Source organism: Pseudomonas sp. BNK-45 (assembly GCF_047456255.1).
Classification (GTDB): Bacteria; Pseudomonadota; Gammaproteobacteria; order Pseudomonadales; family Pseudomonadaceae; genus Aquipseudomonas.
Genome location: NZ_CP179909.1, coordinates 3,916,742 through 3,928,217, shown reverse-complemented (window position 1 = coordinate 3,928,217; position 11,476 = coordinate 3,916,742). Strand labels below are relative to the sequence as shown.

The window sequence follows — 11,476 nt, the reverse complement described above, 5'->3', positions numbered from 1 at the left end:
TACGGACCGGGCCAGACCGGGCCGGACGGGGTCAGGTCGAATCGGGTTGTGTGGCTCAGGTCACCAGCTGGTTGATCTCGATGATCGGCAACATCACCGCCATGACGATCACCAGCACCACGCCACCCATGACCACGATCATCAGCGGTTCGAGCAAGGCGGTCATGCCCATGGCCCGGCGTTCGATGTCCCGGGACAGGGTCTGCGCCGCGCGCTCCAGCATCGGCGGCAAGGCGCCGGTCTTTTCGCCGCTGGCGATCAGGTGGATCAGCACCGGCGGGAAGACCTTCTCCACCCGCAGCGCGGCCGCCAGGTTGGCCCCCTCGCGCACCTTGGCCGTGGCCTCGCTGACGCTCTGGCTCAGACGGTCGTTGGACAGGGTCTGGCGCGCCGCGTCCAGGGCCCGCAGCAGCGGCACCCCGGCGCCACTGAGAATCGCCAGGGTCGAGGCGAAACGCGCAGTGTTCAACCCCAGGACAAAACGCCCGAACAGTGGCAGACGCAGAATCCGACTGTGCCAGCTCAAGCGGGCCCGGGGGTTGCGCAGGTACAGCCGCCAGCCCCAGAACCCCGCCGCCATGGCGCCGAAACACTCAAGGCCCCAGGCACGAATGAAGTCGCTGGCGTTGAGCATGGCCAGGGTCAGCCCCGGCAGGTCCTGGCGCGCCTGGGAAAAGGCGCTGACCACCTGGGGCACCACGTAACTGAGCAGGAAGATGACGATGCCGATGGACACCAGCCCCACCACTCCGGGGTAGATGAAGGCGGTGAGGATCTTGCCCCGCAGGCCGTTGCGCTCCTCGATGTAATCCGCCAGCCGCTCCATGACCTGGGCCAGATCGCCGGACTCCTCGCCTGCGGCGATCAGCGCCCGGTAGATTTCCGGAAAATCCCGCGGTCGCGCCGCCAGGGCCTCGGCCAGGCGCATGCCGCTGCGCACATCGGCGCGCACCGCGCTCAGGGCCTGGGCGATGTGCTTGCGCTCGGCCTGCTCCACCGTGGCGCTGAGCGCCGCCTCCAGCGGCAGGCTGGCCCCCAGCAGGCTGGCCAGCTGGCGGGTGGCCCAGGCCAGGTCGTTGTCCGAGAGCCTGGGGCTGAATACGCCTCCGGTGCCAGTGGCGGCGCCGTTGCTGTCCAGTTGCACCTGCAAGGCGGTCAGGCCACGGCTGCGCAGGCTGGCGAAGGCCGCGCCCTGGCTGTCGGCTTCCAGGTGCCCGGATTCGATCTTGCCGAGGGCGTCGGCGGCTTCGTAGCGATAGCGATTCATCAGGCGTCCCGTGTCACACGTAGGATTTCTTCCGCGGCGGTGGCGCCGCTGCGTACCCAGCGCTCACCGTCCTCGCGCATGCTGAGCATCCCGGCCCGACGCGCGGCGGCGCGCAAGGCCTGCTCATCAGCACCCTGATGAATCAGGCTGCGAATGTCGTCGTCGATGCAGAACAGCTCATGGATCCCGGTCCTCCCGCTGTAGCCGATGTGATTGCAGGCCGGGCAGCCCACCGGGCGCCAGGTACCGGGGTTGGCCGGATCCGCCGCCTTGCACTGGTTGCACAAGCGCCGCACCAGACGCTGGGCCAGCACCCCGAGCATCGACGAGGCCAGCAGGAACGGCTCCACCCCCATGTCGACCAGACGGTTGACCGCCGACACCGCGTCATTGGTGTGCAGGGTCGCCAACACCAGGTGCCCGGTAAGCGAGGCCTGGACCGCGATCTGCGCAGTCTCCAGGTCACGGATCTCGCCGATCATGATCACGTCCGGGTCCTGGCGCAGGATCGCCCGCAGGGCCAGGGCGAAGGTCATGTCGATCTTGGCATTGACCTGGATCTGGCTGATGCCCGGCAAGTCGTATTCCACCGGGTCCTCGACGGTGAGGATATTGCTGGTGCTGGCGTCCAGCCGGGCCAGGGCGGCGTAGAGGCTGGTGGTCTTGCCGCTGCCGGTGGGCCCGGTGACCAGGACGATGCCGTGGGGCTGGTGGATCAGGGTATCCAGGCGCGCCAGCAAGTCCGGGTCCATGCCCAGGGTTTCCAGCTGCAGGCGCCCGGCCTGCTTGTCCAGCAGGCGCATCACCACCCGCTCACCGTGGCCGGTGGGCACGGTGGACACCCGAATGTCGATGGGCCGCCCGGCCACGCGCAAGGCGATGCGACCGTCCTGGGGCAGGCGTTTCTCGGCGATGTCCAACTGGGCCATGATCTTGATCCGCGACACCAGCGCGCCGTGCAACGCCTTGCGCGGCGACACCACGTCACGCAGGGTGCCATCGACCCGGTAGCGCACCACCGAGTGCGTCTCGAAGGGTTCGATATGGATATCGCTGGCCTCGTCCCGCGCGGCCTGGGTGAGCAAGGCGTTGATCATGCGGATCACCGGCGCGCCGTCCTGGGTGTCCAGCAGGTCGGTGATTTCCGGCATGTCCTGCATCAGGCGGTCCAGGTCCACCTCGTTCTCCGCTGCGCCGACCACTGCTGCGGCGCTGCCGGTGTCGGCGTAGGCCGTGGCCAACAGACCGTCGAGTTCCTCGTCACGGATCCGCTCCAGGCGGGCGGGGCCGAACTGGCGGCGGGCTTCGCCGATGGACCAGCCGGGGGTCGAGGGGCAGACCAGCAGAGTGGCGCCCTCCTCGCTGTGGCGCAGGAGAATGCGGTGGGATTTGGCCCAGGCGTAGGGGAGCTGGGGAGGCATTGTTTGGGTCTCCTGATGGGGTGCATATCCGTTGCTGCGGGTGCTGCTACTTACGGTTTCGCTCTTACAGCGAGTTTGACGGGGTACATATCCATTGCTGCGGTCACGGCCACTTACGGTTCCGCTCTTACAGCGGCTCACTTTGGAAAAGCCCCAAAGTAAGCAAAGGGCTCCTGCCCCTCCACTCGGTGCCTCGCTTAGGCTCGGCATGCCCGAACTCCGGCATTGATCCGTGGGCCGCCGCAATGGGCCATCCATGGCCCAGTGCGGCTAACCCGGCGTCCTGCCGGGTTACCCACGGCTCAATGCCTGCGTTCGGCCATCGTGTCTAAAGGGGCAGGAAGATCAAAAGCAAGATCAAAAGCAAAGGCAAAATCTGACGGCGGCCTGCCGGCCGGCCTGGAGATGGATCGGTGTGCACCGCCCCCCTGTAGGAGCTGGCTTGCCAGCGAAGACGTTCGCCAGGGCGACGCATGTCTTGCGGGCCTATTCGCCGGCAAGCCGGCTCCTACAGGTAGCGCGTAAAACGCGCTTGGCTTTTGCTTTTGATCCTCAGGCCCCTTCCCAGCAGGCCGAGCGCAGGCGTTGCGTAGGGGGCAGCTCGGCAGGGATGCCGAGCTAGCCGCCACCCGGCCAGGGATGGCCGGTTGGCGGCGGGCCCCCGGAGCAATGCCGAAGCGAGGGCACCCCGAGCCCCAGCGAGGGGCCGTATGGAGGGGCAAGCGTTTTTGCTTACTTTTTTGGCGTTTGAAAAAAGTAAGTCGCCGTAAGGGCGAAACCCTAAGTGGCCGTGACCGCAGCAACGGATATGTACACAGCCCACCGCGGTCAAAGCGACCCCCTGAGCAGCCCTGGCCACAGCCACAACTGGGTACCCCGTAGCACAGTGCCCCAGAGGCGCAACCGCCAGCCACCGCAGCCGCCACCATGCCCTCCACCCCACCATCACCCATCAACGCCCCCTTCATTGCACCGGCACCGCCCGAATCGGTGCCCGCGGCGTCTGCGGCACGCCCTGCAACGACACCGGCACCGCCCCGGGAATCGCCTTGCTCGCCGCCGGCAACTGCGGCGCCTGCATATCCGGCATCGCCCAGTTGCGCTCCGGCTGCAACTCCCCCTGGGCCCGGCGCATGAAGTCATAGCGATTGAGGGTGATGCTGCGCCCCGCGCCACTGTCGCGAATGATGTAAGGCCGCAGGAACACCATCAGGTTGGTCTTGGTGATGCTGCGTTTCTCGTTGCGGAACAAGGCGCCGATCCCCGGGATGCTCGACAGCCACGGCACCGCGTCGTTGCTCTGGCTGTAGCCGTCCTGCAGCAAACCGCCCAGGACCATGATCTGCCCGTCATCCAGCAGGATGCTGGTGTCGATCGCCCGTTTGTTGGTCACGGTCCCGGCGTCCACCGAGGCCCGGGGGTCAACGCTGCTGACCTCCTGGTAGATGTCCAGCTTGACCGTGCCGCCCTCGGAAATCTGCGGCCGCACATTGAGCTTCAACCCCACTTCTTCGCGCTGCACGGTCTGGAACGGGTTGTTGCTGGTGCCGCCACCGCCGGTGACGTAGCTGCCGGTGACGAAGGGAATGGTCTGGCCGACGAAGATGCTCGCCGCTTCGTTGTCCAGGGTCAAAAGGTTCGGGGTCGACAGCACGTTGGTCCCGCCCTTGCTCTTCAGGGCCCGGGCCAGGACCTTGAGGTCCAGCACCTTGCCGATCCCGGGGATGTCCACGGTGCCGTTGACCACGCCGATGTTCAGGCCCTTGGGCAGTGCGTCGATGCTGGTCTTGCTGGCCGGGGTCCCCACCAGCCCGCTGCCGCCGAGGTTGACTCCGCCAAAGCCGCCGCGGCCGCCGAGGTTGCCGGCCTGCCACTGCACGCCGAACTCGCTGGCGTCGTCTTCGCCGACTTCGACGATCAGGCTTTCGATCACCACCTGGGCCCGGCGCTGGTCGAGCTGGTCGATGACTTCCCGCAGGTTGCGGTACAGCGGGTCCGGCGCGGAGATCAGCAAGGTGTTGGTGGTGGCGTCGGCCTGGATGGTCACGCCGCCGGCGCTGAAGGCGGTGTTCTGGTCGTTCTGCTGGCCGTTGCCACTCAGGCTGCTGGCGCTGACGCCCTGGCCATAGGCGCCGCTGGTGCTGGCGCTGCCGTTGAGGTTGCCGCTGGCGGTGGGCGTGCCGCTGCTGTTCTGGGCGCTGCCCTGGGTGCCCTGGGTGCTGGCGCCCATGCCGCTGAGCATGGCTCGGGCGCCATCGTTGCCGGTGCTGTCGCTCTCGCCGGTGAGCAGGCCGCGCAGGGCCTGGGCCAGCTTGCCGGCCTGGGCGTTGCGCAGGTAGACCACGTGCAGGTTGCTCGGGTTGCTCTGGGCATTGTCCAGTTTGTACACCAGGTTGCGCGCCAGCTCGGTGCGCTCCGGGCTGCCGGCGCGAATGATGATGGAGTTGGAACGCGGATCGCCGATCACGCTGATCTTCTGGGTCGGGTCGGCGCCCTGGGTTTCCAGCAGTTCGGCCACCATGGTGGCAATGTCCACGGCGATGCCGTTGTGCACCGCCACCACATCGGTGTCGATGGCGCTGGGGGTGTCGATGCCGTCGATGATCTGCGCCACCCGCTGCAGGTTCTCGGCGTAGTCGGTGACCACGATGCTGTTGTTGCCCGGGTAGGCGTTGATCGGATTGTTCGGCGAGACGATGGGCCGCAGCACCGGGATCAGGTTCACCGCGTTTTCATACTGCAGGCGGAAGGTGCGAGTCAGCATGCCGTTGCCCGCCGGTTTGTCGCCGCTGTAGATCGGCCCGCCCAGCAGCTTGGCATCGGCCTCGGGCACCACCTGGGCCACCCCGCCCACGTCCACCACGGCAAAACCCTGCATGCGCAGGGCCGCCAGCAGCATGTCGTAGGCCTGATGGGCCGGCACCTGGCCCTCGCTGACCAGGGTCAGGTTGCCCTTGACCCGCGGGTCCACCAGGAACTGCTGGCCAGTGGAACGGGCCAGGGCGCGCACCACCGCCTGGATATCGGCCTCGACGAAGTTCAATTGCACCGGCTGGTCCCCCAGGGGGTTGCGCGGCACGCTGGTGCTGCGTGGCGTGCCCTGGCCACGGCGGCTGTCGGTCACCGGGTGCAGGACTTTGGGTCGCGTGGCCTGTTGCGCCTGCACGCGTTCGCGGTCCGCCAGGGCGTCGCCGCTGCGCCGGGTGTCGGCCAGGGGCTGGCCCAGTTCACTGTCCACCAGCAAGGGCGGCGGCGTGGTGGAGGTGGTGTTGCTGCAAGCCCCCAGCGCCAGCAGCAGAAAAGGTGCGACCTTGCGACACTGGCGCACGTAGTTGGAGCCTGACCCCTTCATGAAGCTTCCTTAGCGCCCTGCGCCTGATCCATGCGAACGGTCCCGGACAGTGTGCCTGCCGAGTCTTGGGCGGTGGCCGGCGCGGCGCGTTGCAGCCGGGCCTCCACCACCTGCAGTGAAAGCTGTCGGGGAGTCCCCAGCAGCCAGCCGACCACGGCATCCGCCGGGGCCTGCTCAAAGGTCAAGCGCCAGCTCTCGGGGCCGGCTTGATCGGTGCGTTGCAACTGGTAGCGGTCCTTGAGCCCGGCCCGATCCAGGGTCTGGCGCAGGGACTGCTCAAGGTCGACGCCCCGGCGATCCGTGCCCGCGGCCTCGTGCAACAGCACTTCCAGGGCCTCGGCCTGGGAGCGCAGCTTCGGCGTCTCGGCTTGCCAGTAGTCGATCTTCTTCAGCGGCGGCTGAATCAGCAGCCACCACAGCAACAGCCCCAGCACCCCCAGGGCGGTGGCGCTCAGCAGACGTTTCTCCCGGAGCGCCAGAGCCTGCCAATGGCTCCGGGCCTGGGTCCGCAGGCGTGACCAGCGCGCCTGATACTGGGCCAGCCCGGGCTTATTCATCTTCGGCTCCCGGGGCGTCGGCGGCGAGGTCAGCGGGCTCGCCCGCGGCCGGGCTCAGGGTCCAGCCGTTGCCCTCGGCCTGGACGCTGTAGCCGGCCTGGGTCAAGGCGCCCTGCCAGCCGCTGTCGGTGCGTTTCGGGGTATCGGGCAGCAGTTCCAGCTGCAGGCGCTGGTCGGCGAAACTCAGGCTCTGCACGCTGCCCACCATGAACGGCATGGCGCTGCCGGCCTGCAGCAGCAGGTTGACGAACCCCTGGCTCGGGTCCGCCGCCCCGCCCTGCTGCGCCGCCAGTTGCTGGCGGGCCTGTTGCAGGGGATTGAGCACCACCGGCAACTGCGGAAACACCTGCCGGACCCGCTGGCTCATCTGGTTCTTGAGGCGCAGGCCCTGCTCGGCCTCACGGGCGGCATACAGGTTCAGGCCCACGACCCACACGGCCACGGCCAGGGCGCAGCAACCCAGGGCCCGGCCCCAGCCCTGGACCGCGCCGCGGGTCGCCATCGCCCCCGCCTGCAGGCCCCAGGCCGGCGCCGCGCCGCTCCAGCGCTGTTCGACCGGCAGGCGCTGCAGCGCGCCCTCCGGCGCGTCGTCACCGATCCAGCCCAGCCCGGCGCCGGAGGCGCGCAACTGTTCCAGGGTTTCCTCGACCAGAGGCTCCACGCTGGCCTGGGCGGCGCTGTGGCGCAGCAGCAACTGACCGTCCAGCAGGCACAGGTTGTGCTGCCCCGGCGCCGGCACCGCCAAGGCGTATGGCGCCGGGTACAGGCCCGAAAGCTTCAGCCCGGCCTGTTGCAGCAGCTCGCCCAGGGCCTGCAGGCGGCTGATGGGCAGCCAGCTCAAGGTCACCTGGCCCTGGGCATCCCGCGGGCCGTGGGCGACATGCATCGGCTCGCCGCAACCGAGGATCAGCGCCTGGGCCGCGCAGTCCACCGCGGCCTTGGTCCGCGCCGCCGGCAACGGCGGCAGCTCGATGCAGGCCAGCAGGCTGTCCTGCGGGTGCAGAAAGCACTCCAGGGCCAGCCCTCGGGCGTCCTGGGCCAGTGCCTCAAGCGCCCTGCGGCCGAGCGCGGTCACCCGCCCGGTGCGGTCCAGCCGGGCGCATTCCACGGGCACGGCCAGGGGCCGGGGCGCGTGCAACAGCTCGGCCAGGGGCGGCAAGGCCAGGCGCAAGCGGCTCATGCTCCCACCCGCGACCAGATCACCTGGGGCATGCGGTCTTCGGGGCGGTGCAGCAAGGCGTGCAGGGTGATCCGCCGCTGGTCGCGACGGACCTGCCCCTGGAGCAGGAACCACTCGCTGGTGATGCCGACCTTGATCCGCTCCTGCGCGGCAAAGGGCATGCGCAGGCGATTGACGAAGTCGCCCCGGTTGATGAACCAGTGCCCGGCGTCGCGCTCTGCCACCAGGGCCCGGGCCCGGGACAACGACAGCCCCGGCACCGCCACCGCCAGTACTTCGGCGCTGGCGGTGTTGCCATTGATCCAGGTGTTGCCCGGCAGGACGCTGACGTAGGGATCAAGGCGCGCCAGCAGCGCCTCGTCGACGCCCTGAACGCCCAGCAGGTCGTCCAGGCTGCGCAGCATCGGCTGGCGCGGCGGCAAGGTCTGCACCGCCGCCCCCGGCGAGGTCAGGCGACCGCTGTTGAATGCACCCGGGGTGCCTGCGGTGGCGGCCGGACTGGACAGGCGCTGGGGATACGAGGCGATCACCCGCTGGCTGATGCGCCGGCTCAGGGCGGCGTCGACGCCGAGCAGTTGGCACAGCTGATGGAAACTCTGCACCTGCTCCGGGTCCACCTGCTGGTTGAACACCAGGTTGCGCAGGTTGAACTTGCCCTGCAGGTCTTGCAGACGGCCCTGGAAACCGCCACCGGATGCGCCGAGGGCCGGATCGCCGATGGGCCGCGCCCAGGGCTGGTCGAGCCGGGTCAGCACCTCGCGCTGGCGGGCTTCCCAGAGCAGTTGCCGGCTGAATTCCAGGCCGCCCTGCAACGCCCCGCCGCCGACGATCCGCGCCTGCTCGGCTTCCACCGCGCGGGTCAGGACGGTCTGCCGCGAGAGCATGCCGGCGGCGAGCACCGCCACCACCGCGGCAATCAGCAAGGCGCTGATGATGGCCATGCCGCGCTGCTTCGCCGCACAGGGCGAATGACTGTTCATGGGCGGCCCTAGAGCTGCCAGGAGCCGATATCGGCATTCACGCCTTCGCCGTCGGGCTGACCGTCGGCGCCCAGGGAGAACACGTCCACTTCGCCGTTGGCCCCCGGGTTGAGGTAGTGATAGGGACGTCCCCAGGGATCGTTGGGCAAGCGTTCCAGGTAGGAGCGCCAGTTGCTGTCCTTGGCGTTGGCCGGACGTTCCACCAGCACCTTGAGGCCCTGGTTCATGCTCGGGTAGCTGCCGTGGTCGAGGCGATACAGCTTCAGGGCCTGCATCAGTCCGGCGATGTCCTGCTTGGCCGCGGTGGCCCGCGCCTGGTCGGGACGGTCGAGCACCTTGGGCACCACCATGACCGCGAGAATCCCGAGGATGACCACCACCACCATGATCTCGATCAGGGTGAAGCCACGCTGGCCTCGGGGTGCGGCGGTTGACGTTACAGGCGCGATATCCATCTCGACATTCCTTGGCTTGAGTTCGATTCGTCGCGCAGTGTTGCAAGAAGATATGTCAGTGGTATTGAAAAACCTCGGGAGTTTCGGTCGCCATTCGGTCAAGCCTGCAGGCTAGGCTGCGAGGCTGTTTCCCGGTGTCGAGCGGCCCATGCAAGCCCTGCGCAAACAAGCTGGATTTACCCTGATCGAAGTGCTGGTGGCCCTGGCCATCATTGCCGTGGCCATGGCCGCGGCGGTGCGCGTGGCCGCGCTGATGACCCAGAGCAACGGCCTGTTGCGGGACAAGTCCCTGGCCCTGCTGGCGGCTCAGAGCCGGCTCGCCGAGCTGCGCCTGGAAGGCCACTGGCCCAGCGGATTGAAGAGCGTCGATTGCGACCAGGGGCGCCTGGCGCTGCGCTGCGAACAGTCGATCGGCGCCACAGCGCTGCCCGGGCTGCTGCGGGTCAGTGTCCAGGTGCGCGAACGCGGTCGCGAAGCACCGCCCCTGGCCCGCCTGGAAACCCTGCTCGGCCGCCCCCAGGAGCCAGGACGGTGAGTGTCAGCGGGTCAGCCGCGGCAACAGCGGCGAGTCCGGCAGCTTGCTGACCTTGATCCGCGACTGCTCGGCGCCGCGCTCGATCAGCACGCCATCGGCCTCCACTGCCGCCAGGCGCACGCCCGGGGTCAGTTGTTCGCCAGCCACGAAGCTGCGGGGCGGTCCGTCGTTCAGGCGCAGGATCGCCACCGCGCCACGGGCCCCGGCCAGGACCCCGGAGACCTTGATCTCCACGGCGCTGGGCTGGTTGGCAAACCACTGCAGGGCCGGGCTGTCGGAACGGGCGGCGAGCACCTGGGGCGCCACGGCCGGGGTCTGGGATTCGGCCGGGGTCAGCAGCAGCGACGACCAGGTGGCCACCCCGGCCAGGGCCGCCAGCAGCGCGGTGTATTGCAACAGTCGGGGGGCGGAAAAATCTGCGGCACGCAGCATGGTGGCAAGCATTGGCGGGACCTCCTGTTTGTCCGTTCCCGCAGCCTACAGGGCAATTCTCACGGTTTTATTTCACCCCGCGATCATCGGCCCCAGGCCGGCTGATCCTATCGCCAAGGAGTGCAATCCGATGCCGTCGGGCAAGCAACGGGGCTTCACCCTGATCGAACTGATGGTGGTCCTGGTGATCATCGGCATCGCCAGCGCGGCGGTGGGCCTGAGCATCAAGCCTGACCCGCTGCAACAGGTGCGCAAGGACGCCGAACGCCTGGCGCAGCTGCTGCAAGTGGCCCAGGCCGAGGCCCGTGCCGATGGTCGACCGATCACCTGGCGGGCCACCGCCAAGGGCTTTGCCTTCAGCCGCCGGGCGGAATCCGGCAGCGGTATCGACGACCTGCGTGGCGATCCCCTGCTGCGCCCCCGCGCCTGGGAAACCCCGGGGCTGCAAGTGCGCATCGAACCCGGGCCACGGCTGATCCTCAACGCCGAATGGATCACCCCGCCGTTGCGGCTGGTGCTCTCCGACGGCCGCCACAGCCTCGGCGTGGAACGCAGCGCCGCCGGCCAGCTGCGGGTGGTGAACCAGCCATGAAGCCTGGGCAAAGCGGCTTCACCCTGATCGAAGTGCTGGTGGCGGTGATGCTCATGGCCATCGTCAGCCTGATTGCCTGGCGCGGCCTGGACAGCGTCACCCGGGCCGACACCCACCTGAAGGCCAGCACCGAACAGACCGAGGAACTGCTACGCAGCCTCAACCAGCTGGAGCGCGACGTCGCCCTGCGAGCCGCCGTGCAACTGCGCGAACCGATCCAGAGCGACAGCGAAGAGGCCGAGCCCGACAGCCCGGTGCCGCTGAGCGTGCGCAGCTCCGACAGCAAGGGCTTTCGCCTGGAGGTGATCCGCAGCGCCGCCAACCCCGGCGACGGCCTGCAACGGGTGCGCTGGTGGCTCAAGGGCGACACCCTGTACCGCGCCGCGGCCGAGCCCCGGGACCGCTACCCCCTGCCCGCGCCCAGGGACGGGGTGGCGGTGTTGCGGCGGGTCAGTGATCTGCAGGTGCGGGTCTGGGAGAGCGGCAAGGGCTGGCGCCAGCTCAGCGGCAATCGCCGGGACAACCCCCAGGGCCTGGAGATCCGCCTGACCCGGCAAACGCCCCAGGGCCAGGAGCATTACCGGCAAGTGCTGGGCCCCCTGCCCTGACCGGCTTGGTGCAGCCGCTGCCGCAGGCTGCCAGCGGCTTGGGCGGCGGGCCGACGCAGGCGACGTGGAGGGCTGGAAAGCGCTGGAGGTTCGGCGG

11 protein-coding genes are annotated in these 11,476 nt (G+C 68.8%); 3 read left to right on the top strand and 8 right to left on the bottom strand.

Going from position 1 to position 11,476, the window contains the following annotated elements:
• Positions 1 to 55: 55 nt before the first annotated feature.
• From gspF to gspG, 7 genes are all read right to left on the bottom strand, one after another.
• Positions 56 to 1,267, bottom strand: coding sequence for a type II secretion system inner membrane protein GspF (gene gspF, locus ACMGG8_RS18165; protein ID WP_060839529.1), 1,212 nt, complete (start codon positions 1,265 to 1,267; stop codon positions 56 to 58).
• Positions 1,267 to 2,688: a type II secretion system ATPase GspE gene (gene gspE / locus ACMGG8_RS18160; protein WP_414158070.1), complete on the bottom strand. Its 1,422-nt coding sequence runs from the start codon at positions 2,686 to 2,688 to the stop codon at positions 1,267 to 1,269. Before gspE ends, gspF begins: the two co-directional genes overlap by 1 nt.
• Before the next feature lie 964 nt (positions 2,689 to 3,652).
• Positions 3,653 to 6,040 (bottom strand): type II secretion system secretin GspD, encoded by a 2,388-nt coding sequence (gene gspD, locus ACMGG8_RS18155; RefSeq protein WP_414158069.1) that lies wholly within the window; start codon positions 6,038 to 6,040, stop codon positions 3,653 to 3,655.
• Positions 6,037 to 6,597, bottom strand: a complete 561-nt coding sequence (gene gspM, locus ACMGG8_RS18150; protein WP_414158068.1) for a type II secretion system protein GspM — start codon at positions 6,595 to 6,597, stop codon at positions 6,037 to 6,039. The genes gspD and gspM overlap by 4 nt, the downstream gene beginning before the upstream one ends.
• Positions 6,590 to 7,777: a type II secretion system protein GspL gene (gspL, locus tag ACMGG8_RS18145; RefSeq protein ID WP_414158067.1), complete on the bottom strand. Its 1,188-nt coding sequence runs from the start codon at positions 7,775 to 7,777 to the stop codon at positions 6,590 to 6,592. Before gspL ends, gspM begins: the two co-directional genes overlap by 8 nt.
• On the bottom strand, positions 7,774 to 8,757 hold the full coding sequence (gene gspK, locus ACMGG8_RS18140) for a type II secretion system minor pseudopilin GspK (RefSeq protein WP_414158066.1): 984 nt from the start codon (positions 8,755 to 8,757) through the stop codon (positions 7,774 to 7,776). Before gspK ends, gspL begins: the two co-directional genes overlap by 4 nt.
• An 8-nt stretch (positions 8,758 to 8,765) precedes the next feature.
• Positions 8,766 to 9,212, bottom strand: a complete 447-nt coding sequence (gspG, locus tag ACMGG8_RS18135) for a type II secretion system major pseudopilin GspG (RefSeq protein WP_047304124.1) — start codon at positions 9,210 to 9,212, stop codon at positions 8,766 to 8,768.
• 148 nt (positions 9,213 to 9,360) lie between these two features.
• On the opposite strand from gspG, the gene gspI reads away from it, so the two are divergent.
• A complete protein-coding gene (gene gspI, locus ACMGG8_RS18130; protein ID WP_414158065.1) occupies positions 9,361 to 9,747 on the top strand; it encodes a type II secretion system minor pseudopilin GspI in 387 nt (128 codons plus the stop codon).
• 3 nt (positions 9,748 to 9,750) lie between these two features.
• On the opposite strand, the gene ACMGG8_RS18125 is transcribed toward gspI, so the two are convergent.
• On the bottom strand, positions 9,751 to 10,179 hold the full coding sequence (locus ACMGG8_RS18125; RefSeq protein WP_414159952.1) for a type II secretion system protein N: 429 nt from the start codon (positions 10,177 to 10,179) through the stop codon (positions 9,751 to 9,753).
• Positions 10,180 to 10,309: 130 nt separating this feature from the next.
• Between ACMGG8_RS18125 and gspH the strand changes: the two genes are divergently transcribed.
• On the top strand, positions 10,310 to 10,771 hold the full coding sequence (gspH, locus tag ACMGG8_RS18120) for a type II secretion system minor pseudopilin GspH (RefSeq protein ID WP_060839537.1): 462 nt from the start codon (positions 10,310 to 10,312) through the stop codon (positions 10,769 to 10,771).
• Positions 10,768 to 11,379 (top strand): type II secretion system minor pseudopilin GspJ, encoded by a 612-nt coding sequence (gene gspJ / locus ACMGG8_RS18115; protein WP_060839538.1) that lies wholly within the window; start codon positions 10,768 to 10,770, stop codon positions 11,377 to 11,379. The genes gspH and gspJ overlap by 4 nt, the downstream gene beginning before the upstream one ends.
• The last annotated feature ends 97 nt before the right edge of the window (positions 11,380 to 11,476 follow it).